This is a genomic window from Klebsiella sp. Sb-30 (assembly GCF_057652795.1).
On the sequence record NZ_CM172749.1, the window covers coordinates 4843517 to 4864550 of the forward strand.

Annotated in this window: 22 protein-coding genes; 4 read left to right on the forward strand and 18 right to left on the reverse strand. The window is 56.6% G+C overall.

The genetic code is table 11. The features are described 5' to 3' along the window. The 11 genes from AC236I_RS22615 to pmbA form a co-directional block, all read right to left on the reverse strand. Complete coding sequence (locus AC236I_RS22615) at nt 1–1152, reverse strand: lactonase family protein (protein WP_100662764.1); 1152 nt, start codon at nt 1150–1152, stop codon at nt 1–3. A 77-nt stretch (nt 1153–1229) separates the two neighbouring features. Continuing rightward, nucleotides 1230–1970: a 2-dehydro-3-deoxy-phosphogluconate aldolase gene (dagF, locus tag AC236I_RS22620; protein WP_004857224.1), complete on the reverse strand. Its 741-nt coding sequence runs from the start codon at nt 1968–1970 to the stop codon at nt 1230–1232. Further along, nucleotides 1967–3085, reverse strand: a complete 1119-nt coding sequence (locus AC236I_RS22625) for a DgaE family pyridoxal phosphate-dependent ammonia lyase (protein ID WP_004857221.1) — start codon at nt 3083–3085, stop codon at nt 1967–1969. Before AC236I_RS22625 ends, dagF begins: the two co-directional genes overlap by 4 nt. Continuing rightward, on the reverse strand, nt 3069–4202 hold the full coding sequence (locus tag AC236I_RS22630) for an amidohydrolase/deacetylase family metallohydrolase (protein WP_487608647.1): 1134 nt from the start codon (nt 4200–4202) through the stop codon (nt 3069–3071). The genes AC236I_RS22625 and AC236I_RS22630 overlap by 17 nt, the downstream gene beginning before the upstream one ends. A 42-nt stretch (nt 4203–4244) precedes the next feature. Next, nucleotides 4245–4886, reverse strand: a complete 642-nt coding sequence (locus AC236I_RS22635) for a DUF4310 family protein (protein ID WP_004857216.1) — start codon at nt 4884–4886, stop codon at nt 4245–4247. A gap of 13 nt (nt 4887–4899) precedes the next feature. Further along, on the reverse strand, nt 4900–5676 hold the full coding sequence (locus AC236I_RS22640; protein ID WP_004857213.1) for a DUF4311 domain-containing protein: 777 nt from the start codon (nt 5674–5676) through the stop codon (nt 4900–4902). Between the two features lie 21 nt (nt 5677–5697). Then, nucleotides 5698–5997 carry a DUF4312 family protein gene (locus AC236I_RS22645; RefSeq protein WP_004857212.1) on the reverse strand — a complete coding sequence of 100 codons (300 nt, stop codon included), beginning with the start codon at nt 5995–5997 and terminating at the stop codon, nt 5698–5700. Between the two features lie 2 nt (nt 5998–5999). After that, the gene (locus AC236I_RS22650) at nt 6000–6362 is read right to left on the reverse strand and encodes an SFCGS family glycine-rich protein (protein WP_004098072.1); all 363 of its coding nucleotides are present in this window, start codon (nt 6360–6362) and stop codon (nt 6000–6002) included. Between the two features lie 11 nt (nt 6363–6373). Next, on the reverse strand, nt 6374–6712 hold the full coding sequence (locus tag AC236I_RS22655; protein WP_015585305.1) for a hypothetical protein: 339 nt from the start codon (nt 6710–6712) through the stop codon (nt 6374–6376). Nucleotides 6713–7023: 311 nt separating this feature from the next. After that, a complete protein-coding gene (cybC, locus tag AC236I_RS22660) occupies nt 7024–7413 on the reverse strand; it encodes a cytochrome b562 (RefSeq protein ID WP_004857204.1) in 390 nt (129 codons plus the stop codon). Between the two features lie 106 nt (nt 7414–7519). After that, the gene (gene pmbA / locus AC236I_RS22665; protein WP_004857202.1) at nt 7520–8872 is read right to left on the reverse strand and encodes a metalloprotease PmbA; all 1353 of its coding nucleotides are present in this window, start codon (nt 8870–8872) and stop codon (nt 7520–7522) included. A 95-nt stretch (nt 8873–8967) separates the two neighbouring features. Here pmbA and yjgA point away from each other — a divergent pair, with 95 nt between their 5' ends. Together yjgA and AC236I_RS22675 are read left to right on the forward strand one after the other, a co-directional pair. Further along, nucleotides 8968–9519, forward strand: a complete 552-nt coding sequence (yjgA, locus tag AC236I_RS22670) for a ribosome biogenesis factor YjgA (protein WP_004857200.1) — start codon at nt 8968–8970, stop codon at nt 9517–9519. Nucleotides 9520–9956: 437 nt separating this feature from the next. Further along, nucleotides 9957–11165 (forward strand): aldose 1-epimerase family protein, encoded by a 1209-nt coding sequence (locus AC236I_RS22675; protein ID WP_065905696.1) that lies wholly within the window; start codon nt 9957–9959, stop codon nt 11163–11165. Between the two features lie 58 nt (nt 11166–11223). Here AC236I_RS22675 and AC236I_RS22680 read toward each other — a convergent pair whose 3' ends face one another. Beyond that, on the reverse strand, nt 11224–11745 hold the full coding sequence (locus AC236I_RS22680; RefSeq protein WP_004857197.1) for a GNAT family N-acetyltransferase: 522 nt from the start codon (nt 11743–11745) through the stop codon (nt 11224–11226). A 67-nt stretch (nt 11746–11812) separates the two neighbouring features. After that, nucleotides 11813–13186 carry a UDP-N-acetylmuramate:L-alanyl-gamma-D-glutamyl-meso-diaminopimelate ligase gene (gene mpl, locus AC236I_RS22685; protein WP_004857194.1) on the reverse strand — a complete coding sequence of 458 codons (1374 nt, stop codon included), beginning with the start codon at nt 13184–13186 and terminating at the stop codon, nt 11813–11815. Between the two features lie 175 nt (nt 13187–13361). On the opposite strand from mpl, the gene fbp reads away from it, so the two are divergent. Beyond that, the gene (gene fbp / locus AC236I_RS22690; protein WP_004857193.1) at nt 13362–14360 is read left to right on the forward strand and encodes a class 1 fructose-bisphosphatase; all 999 of its coding nucleotides are present in this window, start codon (nt 13362–13364) and stop codon (nt 14358–14360) included. A 39-nt stretch (nt 14361–14399) separates the two neighbouring features. Here the strand turns inward: fbp and yjfF are convergent, their stop codons facing one another. From yjfF to ytfQ, 4 genes are all read right to left on the reverse strand, one after another. After that, nucleotides 14400–15398 carry a galactofuranose ABC transporter, permease protein YjfF gene (yjfF, locus tag AC236I_RS22695; RefSeq protein ID WP_004857190.1) on the reverse strand — a complete coding sequence of 333 codons (999 nt, stop codon included), beginning with the start codon at nt 15396–15398 and terminating at the stop codon, nt 14400–14402. Next, on the reverse strand, nt 15385–16410 hold the full coding sequence (ytfT, locus tag AC236I_RS22700; protein WP_004857188.1) for a galactofuranose ABC transporter, ATP-binding protein YtfT: 1026 nt from the start codon (nt 16408–16410) through the stop codon (nt 15385–15387). Before ytfT ends, yjfF begins: the two co-directional genes overlap by 14 nt. A 10-nt stretch (nt 16411–16420) precedes the next feature. Then, the gene (gene ytfR, locus AC236I_RS22705; protein WP_004857182.1) at nt 16421–17923 is read right to left on the reverse strand and encodes a galactofuranose ABC transporter, ATP-binding protein YtfR; all 1503 of its coding nucleotides are present in this window, start codon (nt 17921–17923) and stop codon (nt 16421–16423) included. A 153-nt stretch (nt 17924–18076) separates the two neighbouring features. Next, a complete protein-coding gene (gene ytfQ, locus AC236I_RS22710; protein ID WP_004857179.1) occupies nt 18077–19033 on the reverse strand; it encodes a galactofuranose ABC transporter, galactofuranose-binding protein YtfQ in 957 nt (318 codons plus the stop codon). Nucleotides 19034–19436: 403 nt separating this feature from the next. Between ytfQ and ppa the strand changes: the two genes are divergently transcribed. Beyond that, the gene (ppa, locus tag AC236I_RS22715) at nt 19437–19964 is read left to right on the forward strand and encodes an inorganic diphosphatase (protein ID WP_004857176.1); all 528 of its coding nucleotides are present in this window, start codon (nt 19437–19439) and stop codon (nt 19962–19964) included. A gap of 724 nt (nt 19965–20688) precedes the next feature. Here ppa and AC236I_RS22720 read toward each other — a convergent pair. After that, a complete protein-coding gene (locus AC236I_RS22720; RefSeq protein ID WP_004857174.1) occupies nt 20689–21033 on the reverse strand; it encodes a gamma-glutamylcyclotransferase family protein in 345 nt (114 codons plus the stop codon). Nucleotide 21034 lies beyond the last annotated feature (1 nt).

The window sequence follows — 21034 nt, forward strand, 5'->3', positions numbered from 1 at the left end:
TCAAGGTTGAGCGGATATCACCATCTGTGATGGGCTGCCTACCGGGGTGTAGTCCGGGGCAAAGGTCAGCTTACCGCTCTGAGGCGCCACGCTAAAACGGGTAATATTATCGCTACGCTGGTTCATGACGTACAGCCACTGCCCCTGATTATCCAGCGTCAGCGTGCGGGGGTAGTCGCCGCGGGTCCAGATATCTTCCTGATGACTCAGGCTGCCGTCGGCCATCACGCTAAAGTGCGCAATGCTGTTATGTAAACGGTTGGCGACATACAGCTGTTTTCCGTCGGCGCTCAGCGCCAGCCCCGCCGCGAAACTGGTGCCTTTATACGCTTGCGGTAACGCGGAGACCGTTTTGCCCTCGCGCAACAGCCCACTTTTCTTATCAAGATGATAGAACGTCAGCGTCGAGGATTCTTCATTAATCAGCCACAGACCATCCCCTTCCGGCGTAAAGACAAAATGCCGCGGTCCGGCGCCGGCAGAAGAGGCGGCGATAAACGGCGGATCGTTCGGCGTGAGCTTGCCGCTGCCGTTGTCCAGCCGGTACTGATAGATCCGATCCAGCCCCAGATCGGTAGAATAAACATATTTCCCGCTCGGATCGGCGGCGATCATATGGGCATGGGGACCGTTATGATCGCTGATAGCAAAGCTCCCCTCGGCGGCCGCAGCCGGCCGTTCTGCGCCGGCAGGGCCCTGATCCTGATGGCTATCAACCGCCTCGCCGAGGCTGCCATCGTCTTTGATCGGCAGCACCGCCACTGTTCCGCTGACATAGTTTGCCACCAGCAGATGACGACCGTCCGGTGTCAGCGACAGATAGACCGGCCCGGCCCCCGCCGAAGAGACCTGATTGAGATCGGTTAGCTCACCGTTGGCTTCAATCCGCCACGCCTGTACCACCCCTTTTTCCACTTCGCTGGCGGCATACAGGGTTTTACCATCATGCGATACGGTGAGCTGGGCCACGTTCGGCAGCGAGCTGACCAGGGCCTTATCGCGCAGCGCGCCGGTTTTACCGTCGACGGTAAACCGGTAGAGGCCTTCGCCATTCGGGTTGTAGGTACCGACCCAGGCATAATGCGTTTGCGCGGAGACGGTGGCAGCCAACAGAGAAAGTGAAGCAACAAGCAGGTGACGAGCGGTGGGCATAGTGACTCCTTGATGGTTCGATGGGGGGTTTCCGCACGCGTCTCTCACAAAGCACCGCGTGCGGTGGGACAGCAAACCTATTTGACGAGAGCTTTGGTCATCTCCAGCAGCTGGCGAACGTCCGCCGGACGGGTATTGCCACTGGCTTTATCAATAATCGAGCTATAAATGTGCGGAATAATTTTGCTGACGCCCGCGTCCAGCGCGATCTGCAAAATTTCACTGTAGTTTTCCAGATCGATGCCGCCGGTCGGCTCCAGCCAGAAATCATGGCGGGCGCAGGCCTGTGCCACTGCGACGAACTCATCGCGGTGTTTCAGGCCCCCCATCGGGAAGTATTTGATTGAGCTGCCGCCCATATCCTTCAGCAGGGCGATGGCGGTTTCCAGCGGCACAATGCCGTCCGCTGCGCCGCTGCTCAGCGGACCGGTCGAGATCTTAACCTTACCCGGTGTGCCGGTCGGCGACACCAGGCCGTTGACCACGGTCTGGTTCTGCCCGAGCAGCGCACGGCTGGCGCCGACGCCGGTGAACACCTGATTGACGTGCTGCGGCTGTACCTGACGCGAGATTTCGCTGACCATGGCCGACTGGTTCGGATCGCCCGCTCCCAGCCCTACTGAGAGTGCGTTATCGATGAGCTGCGCATATTCACGCATATCCGCCACCGCGCTCGCCACGTCCGGGTAGTTTTTGGAGAGCACGCCAACCAGAACGTGACCTTCCGCCGCCTCGTAGATCTCGCGGGCGTTGTCTTTGCTACCCGCCAGAACGTTCAGACATACCCGATCGCGGTAAAAGTTGGGGGTCAGTTTCATGCGTTTTTCTCCTTGTTCAGAACCTCGGCGATGCGACGAGAGACAATCTCCAGCTGCTGCGCGTTCACGCTGCGAACATCGGCTTCAATAATCCCTTCGTTGGCCTTATAGCCGCGGAAATAGATGGCGTATTCGCCCTGTTTCAGCGCGTCCACCAGTTCGCCGGTGGCGATGCCGGTAACGGCTTCATCAAATTTGATTTCGCTACGGGCGATATCACGGCCGGCGCTGTCCCAGACAACACGGGCGGTGACGCCATTAAGCGTGTTCAGCTGGTTAATGAACGGCGTCATTTTGGCAACCATCTCATCACCGCTCTCTTTGCGCGCCAGCAGATAGTGTTCAATCGCGCAGGTCAGACCGAGGATCCCCTCTTTACCTACCTTCATCGCCCGACCAATACCCGCCGACTGGCGTTTCACCCACTCAACGTACTGAGTTTTCCCCACCACCAGACCGCTGGTCGGCCCTTCAATCGCTTTCGCGCCGCTGTAAATCACCAGGTCAGCCCCGGCCCGGTAGTAGCATTGCAGGTCTTCTTCTGCCGCCGCATCGACGATCAGCGGCAGGTTATGTTTGCGCGCCACGACCACCGCCTGCTCTACGCTGAGCATGCTTTTCTGCACGCAGTGGTGAGATTTGATATACAGAATCGCCGCGGTGCGCGGGGTAATCGCTGCCGCCAGCTGGTCAGCGGAACATTCGTTGGCGTAGCCCGCCTCCACCAGCTTACCGCCGCCCAGCGCGACCATCGAACCCACCGGCGCGCCAAAGTTGACGTTGTGGCCTTTCGGCAGCACGATTTCATTGTTCTCAATCGGCGTAACGTGCAGATTCTCCAGCAGCCAGCTGCTGTCTTTCACCAGCACCGCCGCGACCGACTGCGCGATCCCCGCCGAGGCGCAGGAGACGACGGTCGCCCCCTCCACATCCAGCAGCTGCGCAATGTATTCCCCGGTTTTATTCACCAGGTCTTTGATTTCGAAATAGTGATTCATGCCGCTCATCACCGCCTCCACCACTTCCGGACGCGGAGTGGAGACACCCAGCGCCGTCATGCGGCCGGAGGTATTGATGACTTGCTTGAGATGGTATTTTTCAAAAATCGAAGGCATTTTCCGCGCTCCCTTGTTCGGTCAGATAGCCCTTGCCTGCGCGAATCGCGGCAAGCGGCACCAGAATATTGTCAGCCTGCAGGCTCTCTTTTTCCGCGTCGACCAGTAACGTCGGCGCATGCTGCACGGTAAACAGCGTTAAATCGGCATCATAGCCCACGGCCAGCTGCCCTTTGCTCTTCAGGCGCAGCCCACTCGCGGCATTCACGGTGACACAATCAATGACCTGCGGCAGCGTCATGCCGATGGCGAGGAACTTCGACATCACCAGCGCCAGCGAGCGAACCGGGCCGTCAATACGGTTGCGGCAGTAAATATCGGAACTGATGCTGTGCGGCAGAATGCCCATCGCAATGGCCCGTCGGGCCACTTCGAAGCTGAAGCTGGCGGTACCGTGGCCGACATCAAGCCGCACGCCGCGCTGCAGCGCGCGGGTAATCGCGCTGCGCAGCTCACCTTCTGGCGTCAGGATGCGGTTCTGTTTGCCGTTATAGCAGTGGGTAATGATGTCGCCTGCGCTGAGCCGTTCGGCGATTTCATCGAGGTTCGGCGGGTTGTTGCCGATATGCACCATCAGCGGCAGATCGCCGTTTTCCCGCTGGATGGCTTTCGCCCGCTCCAGCGGCGTAATTCCGTTCTCGCCGACAACGCTGCTGCTCATGCGCGCCTTCAGGCCGACGATAAAATCCGGGTGGCGTGCGACCGCCTGCTTCACCGCATCCGCGTCAATGTTGGCCATATTGGCCAGCTCGTTCTGGGCAATCAGCCCGACGCGGGAGATATTGAGCAGCGCATAAACGTCGGTAGCCGCTTCGCGGGTCAGCTGATAAAAGTCATCGACATCGTCTGCACCGGTGCTCCCGGCATCAATCACGGTGGTGACGCCGGTAGCAATACCGATGCTGTCCGGCTGGTCATGATAAATCGGTGACTTCGGGTAGCAGTGAACGTGGGAATCAATCCAGCCGGCGCTGACATAATAATTACCATGCAGATCGACGGTTTTGCGCGCAGACGCGCTAATCTCGCCCAGCGCGGCAATTTTTCCGTCCTGGATGGCGATATCGGTCAGGGTATCGTCGACGAGGCGCGCACGGCGCAGGAGTAAATCAAACATACGTATCTCCTGTTAAGGCGGGCGCATAGGCGCCCGTTGGTGTCACAGCGCTACCGGGAATAGCGAACCTAAAATCATTGCGCCGAGGATGGCGCCGCCGGTGATCGGCTTCTGCCAGATGTAGAACAGCAGCGCGCCGACCAAAGAACCGATACCGATAGGAATTGAGGCGGTCATGGCGCTGAGGATAATCAACGGCCCGAGGAAACGGCCCGAGGCGTTACCGGCCCCCATCATCACATCGGCACCGTAGGTGGAGTCGCTCTGATTGATGGTGAACTTACGCGCCAGAATAATGATGTAGCCAATCGCCAGGCCCAGCGCGAGACCGGTCGCCAGCGAGGCGGCAAAGTTCGCCACCGGGAAGACAATACCAGCCCCGAGCAGCAGCGCCGGAACGCCAAGACCGACGCCGGTCTGAATCGCGCCGCCGATATCGAGGATCCCGACCAGCGAACCTTCGATAATACGGGCGAAGAGGAAGCTGGCGCCGAACGCGGCTACCGCGCCATAAGCGCCGGTATCAATACCCGCTTTCAGCATGGCCACGAAGGCCACTTCGTTAAATGCGCCGATTCCGTAGAGGTAATACATGTGGGTCCCGGCGAAAACACCGGACGAAAGCAGACCAACAAAAATCGGAAACGACCAGTCGGCATACCAAAAACCTTTATTCTGTTCCATTTAGAGGCTCCTGTTATTTGCCGCTGAGCGAGTTGTGGATCAGATCCAACCAGTTCGGCACGGTCAGATGGAAGGATTGCAGTGTCTTAATGTCAAAGCCGCGGAAGAAGGCGCTCAGGACAAACAGCGCAATAATGGCGGACATCATCACTTTGGTGACGCGGTTCCAGCCGCTCTCTTCTACGCCTTTACCGATCAGGATCCCCAGTACCAGGCCCGGTACGGCGTTGCCCATAATCAGCTGCGCCGCGCCGCCGAAAATAGTGGCCCAGAAGCCCGATTTTTTACCGGCGTCGATGGCCGCCAGCCAGAAGATAACCGGCATTACGGTGTTAACCAGCAGGTTGGCCGCCGGGACCAGCACCTTCACCGCGGTGACCTGCAGCGCTTCCGGTACGGAAGAGGCGGTCAGGTTTAAGAAGGCGACCACCAGCATGCCGATGATGCCGCAGGCAATCGCCATTTTCTTCGGATCGTGCAGCGTTTCGCCGACGTTACGATTTTTCAACATCAATGCCGCAGCGCCCCAGTTCGGGATAATGCGGTGATCGACGTCCTGGGTGAATGAGCCTGCTGCAACGGAAGAGGCCCAGGCGTTAAAGAAGAATCCCAGACCAAAGGAGAAGTGAGAAGCCGGATCGCCTTCGCAGGAATTCAGCTCGCCCAAGGTACGAAACGCCCCCATCCCCTGGGTGGTAGGCGCATGAAACATGCGTGCCGCTCCGGCGCCCACTCCGACGCCGACCAGGCCGCCGATAATGAGCGATTTTATTAAAATTATCAGGAACATAGTTTAACCCTATGATGAAATTCAGGTTTGCGTGACGAAATCCACTTTATCGACATTAATGGCCGTCACGTTGACGGTGACATCCAGCTCCACGCTGTAGGTCCGTCGTTCACGACGCAAAAAGAAGAACAGAAACGCTTCTTTGCGCGTCGCTTCATGCGCACGAACAACCTTCACATCCTGTGGCTCAATACGCAGTAAGATATGCGGCGAGGTTTTCATCACCGCTGCCTGTACATGGCTCAGGGCGTCGGCGAAGGCCCGTGCTTTGCTTTCGCCTTTACCCTTCACGCTCACCGTCGTGGTGAATTGCTCTTTCATGCTCACGCGCCGTATTTCTTTTTCCAGGCTTCCACCAGGCGCTCGCCCAGCTCTTCTTTATCCATAAAGCCGAAACCCAGTACGTTGTAGCCTTCGTTGATCGCAGTCACGCCTTCATCAACGGAGCGCATGCCATATTTTGCCTTGTAGCCGTGCTTGTTCTGCGCAGTGATGGCGCCTGCGCCGCCGCTGCCGCAGAAGGAGATGCCGAAGGTGGCGTTTTCTGCTTTCATCATGTCGCCGAGCTTCATATCAGCGGCAACACCCGGTACAACAACAGCACGAGCACCGGCTTTTTCCGCGCCAGCGGCCACTTTTTGCCCTTTACCCAGGCGGTCGCCAATTACCACAGTAATCTGTTCCATTTTATTGCTCCTTACAGGTTGTCTTTTGCTACTTCGAAGTGGACGGACAGCAGCCAGGACTCTTCTTCTGGCAGGTTGCCGAATTCCGCGACCACTTCGCGGGCCAGCATCATTGAATCTTCTGAAATTTCTTCAAACAGGCTGGCATCCACTTCCGGCAGCGGCTCGCCGCTAATCGACCGGTGGGCCATCGCCCGCACGTGGGAAGTCAGCATCTGCTCCTGGACGGCGTTGGGGATGATATTGCGACGGCTTAACAGTGCATAAACCCGTGGCAGCATCTTCTCAGCCAACTGCTCCGTTTGCTTTGCCTGTTCCCCTACGTCGTTTATTACCGCTCCGTTATTCACTTGTGTTACCCCGTTGATGTCTCTGGGGATAAAACTAGCGCCGGGGGGAAGGAGTTTGTAGCGAGTTGTTTTCCACTTCGAAGTGGAAAGGCGGACGGCATGCGTGATCTATTGCACATAATCGACGTGAAACTGTCGCGGAGAGGACGTTTTGGGCGAAATCACGTGATGAGCATCACAAGAAAATCATTGCGTTGGCGATTGCCGTTGCCTGAATAAGCGGAAAAGAAAAAGGGAAAAGTGTGATGCCAGCAGGGTTTTATCGCGGGAGACAAGCAGGAGGTCTCGACAGAAACCTCCTGTAACAGACGTTAACGGTATTTCTGATGGTAGGTATTACGGGTTGTTTTGAACCCTTCAGCGGCAGCCTGCGCCTCTTTTACTTTACCTTCCTCCGCCAGCTTCAGCGCACCGTCAATCTGACCAATCAGAATATCCAGACCGTGACGATAGTCTTTCATTTCCGCACTGTCCGCCGCTTTGCCTTCCAGCTTCTGCGGGGTGGCTTGCTGCGCATCCACGGCGGCACCGCGCATCTTCGTCAATGCCGCTTTCAGTTCGCCCGCATCGGAGGTCTTCTGCACCACCTGCAGGTTTTGCGCGATAGTATCCATATCTTCGCCCAGTTCAGCGGCGAATGCCGAAACAGACCCCATCGTAAGGGCGGAGACGGCCAGCATTGCTAACAGTTTTTTACGCATTGCTCACATCCTTTTTTATTATTTAAGCAAACGGGCGCCGCAGGGAGCGCCCTTCTGTACAGATTATTCTGCAAACTGGATGGTGAATAGTGGGGATAATCCGCTATTACTGTCCGGCGATTTTCATCTCAGGCAACAGCACGGAACCGCACTGGATATTGCTACGCGTTTCAATATCGTCACCCACGGTCACGATATTACGCCACATATCTTTCAAATTGCCGGCGATGGTAATTTCGCTTACCGGATACTGAATTTCACCATTCTCAACCCAGAAGCCAGAAGCGCCGCGCGAATAATCGCCGGTCACGCCACTGACACCCTGCCCCATCAATTCGGTGACGACAAGTCCGGTGCCCATCTCTTTAAGCAACTTTTCAAAACTCAGACCGCGGCCGTTAATCCGCCAGTTATGAATGCCGCCCGCGTGTCCGGTGCTCTTCATGCCCAGCTTGCGCGCCGAGTAGTTGGTCAGTAGCCACTGCGTCAGCACGCCGTCTTTAATAATGTCACGACGTTCCGTGCGCACGCCTTCGCTGTCGAACGGCGTCGAGGCCAGTCCTTTCAGCAGATGCGGATGCTCTTCAATCGTCAGCCACTCCGGCAGAATCTGCTGGCCGAGGGAGTCGAGCAGGAAAGTGGATTTGCGATAGACCGCGCCGCCGGCGATAGCGCCGACCAGGTGACCAAACAGCCCGGTGGCGACTTCGTTAGCAAAGATAACCGGTGCTTTCATCGTCGAGAGTTTACGCGGTGCCAGGCGCGACAGGGTGCGGCGGGCGCATTCGTCACCAACCCACTCCGGGGTATGCAAATCTTCGAGCGCACGGCCAATGGTGTAAGCGTAATCGCGCTCCATATCGCCGTTCTCTTCCGCGATAACGCAGCTGGAGAGCGAATGGCGAGTTGAGCAGTAGCTCTGCAACATGCCGTGGCTGTTGCCGAACACTTTAATGCCGTAGTGGCTATTGAAGCTGCCGCCTTCGGTATTGGTAATGCGTTTATCCGCCTGCAGAGCGACCTGTTCCGCGCGCGCGGCCAGCTCGATTGCCTGATCCGGAGTCACTTCCGCCGGATGGAACAGGTCAAGATCCGGGGCGTCAAAGGCCAGCAGCTCTTTATCCGCCACGCCGGCAAACGGATCCGGGGAGGTATAGCGGGCAATATCCAGTGCCGCCTGTACCGTGCGGGCTATCGCCTGCGGGCTCAGATCGGTTGAAGAGGCGCTTCCCTTGCGGTTCTGATGATAAACGGTGATGCCTAACGCACCATCGCTATTAAATTCTACGTTCTCCACCTCGCCGTAGCGGGTGCTGACGCTGATGCCGGTGGTTTTGCTGACGGAGACTTCCGCACCGTCTGATTTGCCTGCCGCCAGTTCCAGCGCCGTGGTCACGGCCTCTTCCAGCGTCTTGCGCTGTTGTGCAACTTGAGAGATGACTTTCATCGCTAATGCCATAATGTAGGAAGGTGTTAAGTGAAGTCTAACAGAGAACCGTTTTTCAGTGCGCGCCTTAACTGGTAACATTAGCCTCTTTTTTTAAGGAGCCTGAGATGACTAAGCAGCCCGATGACTGGCTCGACGACGTGCCCGGTGATGACGTTGAAGATGAAGACGATGAAATTATCTGGGTCAGTAAAAGTGAAATTAAACGTGACGCGGAAGAACTGAAGCGTCTTGGCGCTGAAATGGTTGAGCTGGGAAAAAACGCGCTGGATAAAATCCCGCTCGATAGCGACCTGCGCGACGCCATTGAACTCGCCCAACGTATCAAGAAAGAGGGTCGCCGCCGCCAGATGCAGCTGATTGGTAAAATGCTGCGCAGCCGCGATGTCGATCCGATTCGCCAGGCGTTGGACAAGCTGAAGAACCGTCACAACCAGCAGGTTGCGCTGTTCCATAAGCTGGAAATGATTCGCGATCGCCTGATTGAAGAGGGTGATGATGCGGTCCCGGAAGTGTTAAACCTGTGGCCTGACGCCGATCGTCAGCAGCTGCGTTCGCTTATCCGTAACGCCAAAAAAGAGAAAGAAGGCAACAAGCCGCCGAAATCCGCGCGCCTGATCTTCCAGTATCTGCGTGAACTGGCTGAAGGCGAAAGCTAACTCCGCGTTTGCCCGCCAGATTTTCCCGGAGGCGGCGCTTTGCGCCTGTCCGGGCTACCGGATAACGCTGTACCTGTAGCCCGGCAAGCGATAGCCTCGCCGGGAATATCCGCTCTCTACGCGCGCCCTCACCTTCATTCCTGATTCCTCATTCCTGATTCCTGTTTCCTGATTCCTGTTTCCTGATTACCGCCCTGGCGTTCGCCCGGTTTTTACCATTCCCCAAAAAGCTGAATCGTTAAAGCTAATGATGCTTAAATTCACATATTTAAAGTCGAATTAATTTCATATTGCTTATAAAAAGCGATCTTTATCGCATTTAAAAATTTAAAAATGCGCATTTACTCACCAGGTGAGGCACTTCACGTTTTAATCGGCCACTTGCAATTAGATTCCCTTCATCGGAAACACAATCGATTCAGCAAAAGGGATGAAAAATGAAAAAGACTCTGATTTTGACGGCCATTTCCATGCTTATTTCCGGTCAGGTAGCGGCGAAAACGTGGGTGCTGACAAGCGCTGAAAGCGGCACTGACAAAGGAAACTGGCAGATAACAAGCGATCAGCTGAAGATAAAAGATCGCGATTTCAGCATTGAGCAAAAAGTCCTCCACGGCGGCAAACAGGAAGGCAGTAAAATTCTGGTCATCCGCAGTAAAGATGGCCTGACTATCGCCCTCAGCCCGACCCGGGGCATGAACCTGCTGAAAATTGAAGGTTTCGGCACGCGAATGGGCTGGGATTCACCGGTGAAAGAGGTCGTCAATCCGGCCTTTATCAACCTCGAAAGCCGGAACGGGCTGGGCTGGCTGGAAGGTTTCAATGAGATGATGGTGCGCTGCGGCTATGAGTGGACCGGCCACCCGGTCGCTGCTGACGGGCAAATTTATACCCTGCACGGTAAAGCCGGGAATACGCCGGCATCGCAGGTGGAAGTCGAAGTGGCGGATACCGCCCCGTATGAGATCCGCATTCGCGGGCTGGTGAAAGAGAGCACCTTCAAAAAAGCCGATTTGCAGACCACGACCGAACTGCGCTATGTCCCCGGCAGCAACAGCTTCAGCCTGCATGATGTCTTAACCAACCACGCGGATTACCCGCATGATTACCAGATCATTTATCACAGCAACTTCGGTACGCCGATTCTGGAAGAGGGAGCGCGTTTTCTGGCACCTATGTCCAGCATCAGTCCGTTCAACGACTATGCCAAAGCGGGCCTGAAGACCTGGCAAACCTACGCCGGGCCGACCAAAGGGTTCGACGAGATGGTATTCAATATTCAGCCGCTGGCGGATGACAACCACCAGACCCTGGCCGCGGTGGTTAACAAGGCGGGAGATAAAGGGGCGTCAATTCAGTTTGATACCCGCCAGCTACCGGTGCTGACGCTGTGGAAAAACACCGACAGCGAAAAACAGGGCTACGTCACCGGTATTGAGCCGGGCACCAGCTATGCCTATCCGGTCACCATTGAGCGCGAACAGAAACGCGTGAAACAGCTTCAGCCAGGAGCCAGCACGCAGTTTGACCTGACCTATACACTGCTGCACAGCAGCGAACAGGTTGCCGACGTTGAGAAGAAAATTGCCGCAATTCAGGGTGATACCAAAGTGACAGAAGACGAAACGCCTATCGCGAAGGAGTAATTTAACACCTGAAGCATGCCCCGGGTTGCGGCCAACGCGTCGGACCCGGGCAGCCTGCCTACGCCATCACCACCTGACGTAAATCCTCAGCAAAACGCCGATACTGCGCTTCATCAACCGCCTGAGGGTAGCCCAGCACCAGCAATGCATGATCGGCGATGCCGGCATGATAGCTCGGGTGAGAATGCGACCACGAACTGGCGCGAAAGCCCATCGTTTCATAAAAACGCAGCCGCTTATGGGCAATGTCGCTGGTTAACGGGTCGATTTCCAGAATGGTCAACGGCGCGCGTTCAAGGATCCCGGCCAGCAGGCGTTTGCCATAGCCGCGAGAGCGCAGCGTATCGTCAATCGCCAGATGTTCAATATAGCTGTAGCCGCTAAACTGCCAGCAGCCGCTCAGGCCAATAAAGAGTTCCCCGTCAAACCACGCTTCCAGCGCATAGCGCGGATCGCGCAGCGCCTGCTGCTTTGCCGCCGGTTCTCGCTGTTCATGCCACGGAAACGCTTTGACGTACAGCGCATCAACGGCAGAAAAATAAACCGAGTCGATAGCGGTGATTTTTTTCGCTGTGAGCATGACAAATCCAGAGTCACAAAAGGAGATCTGCCCTCGCGCGGAGGGCAGAACGGGACAGGCCGCGCAGTTATTCCGCTGCGGCGGCTTTGCTGGCCAGCTTATCGAGCAGCTTCTGATGAATGCCGCCAAAACCACCGTTGCTCATCACCAGAATATGATCGCCCGGGTGCGCGGTTTTGACCACCATATCGGCCAGGACATCGACATCGGCGCTCCAGTGCGCAGGCTGCACGCAGGCGTCCGCCACTTCCGCAACCTGCCACGGAATGTGCTGCGGCTGCAGCAGGAACACTTCGTCGGCACGGCCCAGGGACGGCGCCAGATCGTCTTTGCACACCCCCATTTTCATGGTGTTGGAGCGCGGCTCCAGTACCGCGAGGATTCGCGCGGTTCCGCCGACTTTACCGCGCAGCGCCTGCAGCGTCGCCAGGATCGCCGTCGGATGATGGGCGAAATCGTCATACACGGTCACGCCGTTGGCTTCGCCGCGCAGCTCAAGGCGGCGACGTGCGTTGATAAAACCGCCCAGCGCATTGGCGGCATCGGCCGGCAGCACGCCAACATGACGAGCCGCGGCAATCGCCATCAGGCCGTTATGCATGTTGTGTTCACCGACCAGATCCCACTTCACTTCCCCGGCTTTCTCGCCGTCCAGCCAGACTTCCCACTGCGAAGCATCGGCGTTGAGCTTCTTCGCCTGCCAGTGGCCCTGCTCGCCCACCAGCTCCTGCTCGCTCCAGCAGCCCATCGCCATCGTCTGTTTCAGATTGATGTCGTTTTCCGGCAGGATAATTTTGCCTTTACCCGGCACAATTCGCACCAGATGATGGAACTGTTTCTGAATCGCTTTCAGGTCGTCAAAGATATCCGCATGATCGAATTCAAGGTTATTGAGGATCAGCGTACGCGGGCAGTAGTGGACAAATTTGGAACGTTTATCGAAGAAGGCACAGTCATACTCATCGGCTTCGATAACGAAGAACGGGCTGTCGCCCAGACGGGCGGAAACATCGAAGTTACCCGGTACGCCGCCGATCACGAAACCAGGCTTATAGCCACAGGCTTCAAGGATCCATGTCGCCATTCCCGCGGTGGTGGTTTTCCCGTGGGTACCGGCAACCGCCAGAACCCAGCGATCGCGCAGGACGAAATCATGCAGCCACTGCGGGCCGGACATATACGGAATGTTATTTTCCAGTACCGCTTCGACGCACGGATTGCCGCGGGTCATTGCATTACCGATGATCACCAGGTCCGGCCGGGGTTCCAGCTGGCTGGCATCATAGCCTTGAATCAAATCGATGCCCTGGTTTTCCAGCAGGGTACTCATTGGCGGATAGACGTTAGCATCCGACCCCGTTACCTCATGACCGAGAGAACGAGCCAGCATCGCCAGTCCTCCCATAAACGTGCCACAGATACCTAAAATATGAATGCGCATTCGTCGTTTCCCTTTTTAATCTGGGGCACATTTTACCCATATGTACAGCATCAGAGAAATGCATTTCAGGCGAATCCGTTTTTTGCTGGCGCGATTCACCTGTGCGTATTTTTTTTATTCTTTGTTAAGATTGTTGCGTTCGTTTTACTTCACATAAACATGCAGGGAACGGGTTATGAAAACGTTAGGTGAATTTATTGTCGAAAAGCAACACGAGTTCTCCCACGCAACCGGCGAGCTTACTGCTTTGTTGTCGGCGATAAAGTTAGGCGCCAAGATCATCCACCGCGATATCAACAAGGCCGGTCTGGTCGATATCCTGGGTGCCAGCGGTGCTGAAAACGTCCAGGGTGAGGTACAGCAAAAACTCGACCTGTTCGCCAATGAAAAATTGAAAGCTGCACTGCGAGCGCGCGATATCGTGGCAGGGATTGCCTCCGAAGAAGAAGATGAGATCGTCGTCTTTGAAGGCTGTGAACACGCGAAATACGTGGTGCTCATGGACCCTCTGGATGGCTCCTCTAACATCGACGTTAACGTCTCCGTCGGGACTATCTTCTCCATCTACCGTCGCATAACTCCGGTTGGAACACCGGTCACCGTTGAAGATTTCCTGCAGCCGGGCAGCAAGCAAGTCGCGGCAGGCTATGTGGTTTACGGCTCTTCCACCATGCTGGTCTATACAACCGGCTGCGGCGTACATGCCTTCACCTACGATCCTTCTCTTGGCGTATTCTGCCTCTCTCAGGAGCGCATGCGCTTCCCGGAGAAAGGCAACACCTACTCCATTAACGAAGGTAACTACATCAAGTTCCCGATGGGCGTGAAGAAGTACATCAAGTTCTGTCAGGAAGAAGATAGCGCAACCCAGCGCCCCTACACCTCGCGCTATATCGGCTCGCTGGTGGCGGATTTTCACCGCAACCTGCTGAAAGGCGGCATCTATCTGTATCCGAGCACCGCCAGCCACCCGGACGGTAAGCTGCGCCTGCTGTACGAATGCAACCCGATGGCGTTCCTCGCGGAACAGGCGGGCGGTAAAGCCAGCGATGGTAAAGAACGTATTCTCGATATCATCCCAACCAGCCTGCACCAGCGTCGTTCTTTCTTCGTCGGCAACAACCATATGGTTGAAGACGTCGAGAACTTCATTAAAGAGTTCCCGGACGCGTAACGCTTCCCTTCCCCTCCCGTTCGGGAGGGGAGTTTTCCGCTAACGATGCGCCGTTCCGCTCACCCGGGTAACCGGGGAGTTCTGCCGGTTTTCCCACAGCACCGTCAGACCACGCTGCAAGGCGATAAAAACAAACAGCAAAATCCCGATGGCAATTTTTGTCCACCATGAGCTCAGGGTGCCGTCGAAGTTAATGTAGGTCTGAATCAGCCCCTGAATCGCCACCCCGAACAGCGTTCCCAGCACCGTCCCGACGCCGCCGCTCAACAGCGTGCCGCCAATCACCACCGATGCGATCGCATCCAGCTCAACGCCAACGCCGGCGAGAGCATACCCGGCCTGGGTATAGACAGAAAACACGATCCCCGCCAGCGTCGCCAGCCCGGTGGACAGCATATAAATTCGAATGGTCGTACTGCGGGTCGAAATGCCCATCAGGTTCGCCGAGACCGCGCTACCGCCGATGGCGTAAACCTGGTTACCGAAGCGGGTGCGATGGGCCATAAAGATACCCGCCACCACCACCAGCAGCATCAGCAGCCCCATTGCGCTCAGACGTCCGCCGCCGGGAATCGTCCACGCCAGCCCGGACAGGGTGTCATACAGCGGATGATCGATAGGAATCGACTCTTCGGACACCAGATAGCTGACGCCGCGCAGAAAGAACATCCCGGCGAGAGTAATAATAAACGCCGGGATTTTCAGCGCATCGATCAGCCAGCCCATCAGCGCACCAAACCCGCAGCCCATCGCCAGCACCAGCGGGAATGCCAGCAGCGGATCGACGCCCCAGGCACCAATGGCCTTCGCCAGAAACACGCCGGTGAAGGCGATAACCGATCCGACCGAAAGATCGATCCCGCCGGAGAGGATCACGAAGGTCATGCCGACGGCAATGATGCCCAGAAAGGCGTTGTCAGTCAGGATGTTGCAGATAACCCGCGTCGAAGCAAAGCCGGGAAACTGGGTCAGGCAGTACAGATAGCCCAGCACAAAGACGGCCAGGGTGATCATCAACGGTAAATTACGTTTTATCATGGCCGCGTACTCCTTTCAGTAAGCCAATAAAGCGCGGCGACTGGACGATCAATACGCACAGAACCACCACCGCCTTCACCACCTGATTCATCTCCGGCGGGAAGCCCGACAGCAGGATCCCGGTATTCATTCCCTGGATGATCAGGGCTCCGACCACCGAAAGTAGCAGGTTAAAGCGCCCGCCCATCAGCGATCCGCCGCCGATCACCACCGCCAGGATGGCATCCAGCTCCAGCCACAGCCCGGCGTTATTGGCATCGGCACCGCGAATGTCTGCCGCCACGATTATTCCGGCAATCGCCGCGCAGATACCGCTCAGCACATAGGCCAGCATCACCACAATCCGGGTATTCACGCCGGCGTTTTTCGCTGCCCGAATGTTGATCCCCACCGCTTCGATAAACATCCCCAGCGCCGTTTTACGGGTGAACAGCCAAAACAGCAGCAGCGTCGCGGCCGCGATCAGGACCGGTGTCGGCAACAGCAGCAGCGAACCGCTCCCGAGCCAGGCCAGGTGCGGTGAATCGAAGGTCACGATCTGCCCGGAGGTAATCAGCTGCGCGACGCCGCGCCCGGCAACCATCAGAATCAGCGTGGCCACGAAAGGCTGGATCTTCAGGATCGCGACCAGAATACCGTTCCATAAGCCCGCCAGCGCCCCCGCCGCCAGGGAGGCCAGCAGCACCACCGGCAGACTGTGTCCGGCAACGGTCATCGAGGCCGCTGTCGCGCCGGCAATCGCCATCACCGCGCCAACCGACAGATCGATTCCGCCGGTAGCAATCACCAGCGTCATACCTATTGCCAGCAGCGCCACCGGCGCCGCGCGGTTGAGAATATCAATCGGGCTGCCGAACAGGCGCCCGTCCTGTAACACAATCTGAAAGAAGTGCGGCGCCACGAAGCTATCCACCACCAGCACGAGGATCAGGGCGATAATTTGCGGCATACCTTTCGGCCAGCTGAAGCGCCGCTTTGGCTGGCCGGTTTGTGGAACTGATCGAGGCATCATGGGTTACTCCTTATGCCGCAATAGCGTTCATGATCGCCGGGACAGAAAGCTCGGCTAGCGGGATCTCCGCTACCTGCTTACGATCGCGCATAATAATCACCCGATCGGCATAGCCCACCAGCTCTTCCAGCTCCGAGGAGATGACCAGCAGCGCCAGACCATCGGCGCACAGGGTTTCGATCAGGCGGATGATCTCCGCATGGGCGCCAACATCGATCCCGCGCGTCGGCTCATCGAGGATCAGGAACTGCGGTTTGGTCAGCAGCCAACGGGAAAGCAGCACCTTCTGCTGATTGCCGCCGGAGAGAAATTCGATCGGCTGTTCGGCGCTGGGGGTGCGAATACCGAGCTGGCGGATAAAGCGTTCGGCAATGTCATTTTGCTCGCGTCGCGGAATCGGCCGCAGCCAGCCGCGCTGCGCCTGCAGCGCCAGGACTATATTTTCCCGCACCGATGCCGCGGCAATAATCCCGTCGGTTTTACGATCCTCAGGACAGAAGCCGATGCCCAGGCTTGACGCCTGGTGCGGCGAACGCAGCCCCTGCGCTTTACCTTTGATCCACGCGGTGCCGCTGTCTGCCGGTTTGATGCCGAAAATAACCTCGGCAGTTTCCGTGCGTCCGGATCCGAGCAGTCCCGCCAGACCGACGATCTCGCCGGGACGAACCTGAAGGTCAAACGGCGCAATAACGCCTTTCTTGCCAAAGCCCTCAAAGGCGGCGACCGGTTTGTCGCTCAGTAAAGTACGACCCGCGCGATGCAGGGCATCGTGCTCAAGCTCGCGGCCAAGCATCATCTTCACTAACTCGATCTGCGGCAATTCGCGGGTTTCCCGGCAGCCGACAAAACCGCCGTTGCGCAGAACGGTAATCCGGTCGCTGACGGCATACACCTGATCGAGGAAGTGGGTGACGAAAATCAGGCTGACGCCATCGTCGCGCAGCTGGCGCATCAGGGTGAAGAGCATCTCCACTTCCTGGGTGTCCAGACTGGCGGTCGGTTCATCGAGGATCAGCACTCTGGCCGACAGGTCGATGGCCCGACAAATCGCGACGATTTGCTGCATCGCTACCGAAAAGCGGTTCAGCGGTTCGCGAACGTCGAGGGAAAAACCGTAGGAGGCCATCAGCGCGGTGGCGCGCTTTTCCATCTCTTTGCGCCGTAGCAGGCCAAAACGACGGGGTTCACGTCCGAGGAACAGATTGTCCGCCACCGACATGTTTGGCAGCAGGTTAACCTCCTGATAAACCGTCCCGATGCCCAGTTGCTGGGCATGAGCGGTATTTTTCGGCGATATTTCCTGCCCCTCCAGCCAGATCGCCCCGCGATCGGCGTGGTACACGCCGGTGAGGGCTTTAATCAATGTGGATTTACCCGCCCCGTTTTCGCCCAGCAGCGCCATGATTTCACCGCGCCGCAGACTGAAATTGACATTATCCAGCGCTTTGACGCCGGGGAAAAACTTGCTAAGCCCTTCCGTGCGAAGGATTTCCTGGCTTACCTCGGCGTTCATATTCAGTCTCACCTTCAGAGGATGAAAGACGGCTCCCGGTCGCACAACGCTGACCGGGCTACCGACAGGCGCGGATCGATGACCGCCAGCATTAGCCGGGGAGCCATTCAGGCGATGCGGCACATCGCCTGGTTATTGCTTCTCCCGACGGACTCAGTAGCCCATGTTTTTCTTCTTCTCGAGCTCTTCTTTCGCCGTATCCGGCAGATAAAGCGTCGATTTGGTGATGGTCAGCTTCTCTGGCAGCGTGCCGTCCTTTTTATATTTCTCCAGCGCATCAAATGCGGGGCCGGCCATATTTGGCGTCAGCTCGACGCTGGCGTTCGCTTCCCCCGCCATCATCGCTTTATAAATATCCGGGACGCCGTCAATTGAGCCGGTGAGGATATCTTTACCCGGTTTCAGCCCGGCTTCTTTAATGGCCTGAATCGCGCCAATAACCATGTCATCGTTATGGGCAAAGACCATGCAGATGTTCTTGCCGTTATTTTCCGCTTTAATAAAGCTCTCCATCACCTCTTTGCCTTTGCTGCGGGTAAAGTCGCCGGACTGAGAGCGAATGATTTTGATGTTTGGCGTTTTGGCGATAACGTCAGCAAACCCTTTCTTACGATCGATCGCTACGCTGGCACCAACGGTGCCCTGCAGCTCAACCACGTTACACGGCTTGCCGTCGACCGTTTTCACCAGCCAGTCACCAATCAGCTGACCTTCAAGCACGTTATTGGCGGTGACGGTGGTCATGTAGAGATCTTTGTCTTTGACATCAATCGAGCGGTCGAGCAGGAATACCGGAATTTTGGCCTCTTTGGCCTCTTTCAACACCGGTTCCCAGCCGGTCGCCACGACTGGCGCGATAAAGATGGCGTCGACGCCCTGGGCGATAAAGGAGCGAACGGCTTTAATCTGGTTTTCCTGTTTTTGCTGGCCGTCGGCAATCTTCAGAGTGATTCCGCGTTTGGCGGCCTCCTCTTTCGCAACGTTGGTTTCGGCCGCACGCCAGCCGGATTCAGATCCGACCTGCGAAAATCCTACGGTCAGAGGGGCAGCCATTGCCATAGACGACATAGCTGCGGAAACTGCTGTGACAAGAAGTAAGCGCTTCCACATAAAAAGGTCCTCATCGGGTTACTTTGGATTAAACCGTCATCTGCGGACAAACTATAGACAACTCGTGATGTAACTGAATGCGTTACATCACACTTCGAAAAAGTAAATTAAATGTTAATTCCCGTGATTTAATCCAGCTGAGAGCGGATAAGGCTTCCCGCAGCTCGTATCTGCCGACGCATGAGGTGAAATTTTGCGCACGTTGAGAAATCAAACAGATGCAATGTAAACGGTTACATTGTTTTATTCAGGATGCGGCTATGTTTATGGATTTTCAGGTTGTTTTTCAGGGGGAAATTCAGACTGATTACCGGCGGGCAAAATAAAAAGAAGCCAAGACATTCGATGTGAGTTGGCTATAATACCAGGCACTTGTTTGCCATACATTTTAAAGGAAACAGACATGAGCTTACTCAACGTACCTGCGGGTAAAGATCTGCCGGAAGACATCTACGTCGTGATCGAGATCCCGGCTAACGCAGACCCAATCAAATACGAAGTCGACAAAGAGAGCGGCGCGCTGTTCGTTGATCGCTTCATGTCCACTGCGATGTTCTATCCGTGCAACTACGGCTATATCAACCACACCCTGTCTCTGGACGGCGACCCGGTTGACGTACTGGTCCCGACGCCGTATCCGCTGGAGCCAGGCTCTGTGATCCGCTGCCGTCCGGTTGGCGTACTGAAGATGACCGACGAATCTGGTGAAGATGCGAAACTGGTTGCTGTACCGCACACCAAGCTGAGCAAAGAGTACGATCACATCAAAGATGTGAACGACCTGCCGGAACTGCTGAAAGCACAGATCACCCACTTCTTCGAGCACTACAAAGACCTGGAAAAAGGCAAATGGGTGAAAGTTGACGGTTGGGACAATGCTGAAGCGGCTAAAGCTGAAATCATTGCTTCCTTCGAGCGCGCTAAGAAGTAATTCTGCCGCACTCAGATTGTCGAAAACACCGCCTCAGGGCGGTGTTTTTGTTTCTGACACGGAGCCATTTCCCGGGTGGCGGCTCACGCCTTACCCGGGCTACAAATACTCGCAGACATCATTCCGGGCAACCAACCCAAACACCGCACTTACCCGTAGCCCCGGTAAGCGCAGCGCCACCGGGGAACAAACGGTGCCAGTGCCACAGCCTCCAGGGCATCACTCCGGGCAACCAACCCAAACACCGGCTCTTACCCGTAGCCCCGGTAAGCACAGCGCCACCGGGGAATAAACGGTGCCAGTGCCACAGCCTCCAGGGCATCACTCCGGGCAACCAACCCAAACACCGGCCCTTACCCGTAGCCCCGGCAAGCGCAGCGCCACCGGGGAACAAACGGTGCCAGTGCCACAGCCTCCAGGGCACCACTCCGGGCAACCAACCCCAAACACCGCACTTACCCGTAGCCCCGCTAAGCGCAGCGCCACCGGGGAACAAACGGTGCCAGTGCCACAGCCTCCAGGGCACCACTCCGGGCAACCAACCCCAAACACCGCACTTACCCGTAGCCCCGCTAAGCGCAGCGCCACCGGGGAACAAACGGTGCCAGTGCCATAGACCTTTCCGCCGGTCGGTTAATAAGGTTTTTTATGTCTGCCATTGTCCTGTGCCAGGTGAATGGCAGACATAAAAAAACAACGCCACCCGAAGGTGGCGTTGTCGTGGTTAATACTGGTCTCTGTCTAACCAGTTGCCGTTCTCTATCAGCGTAAAGCCCTCTACGGGGCGCTGATAGACATACATCCATGCGCTGCCATAAGGCGTCTGGATCAGGTGACGTGCGTACTCACCGCCCTTGGTGCGCAGCGCGTCCAGTTCGGCCAGCGTTGATGCGTCAATACGATACACTTCACCATGTACTGTGCCTTCGCCAGGCACCGCGCCTGGATAGTGGCCCAGGCTGTACAGCTGATAATCGTTGACACTATGATCGCCCAGCCACTGAGCGTTGGTCATCCAGTGGCTGTTGCCTTGTTTGCGTCGTAAACTGCCGTAAACAAATATTCGCATT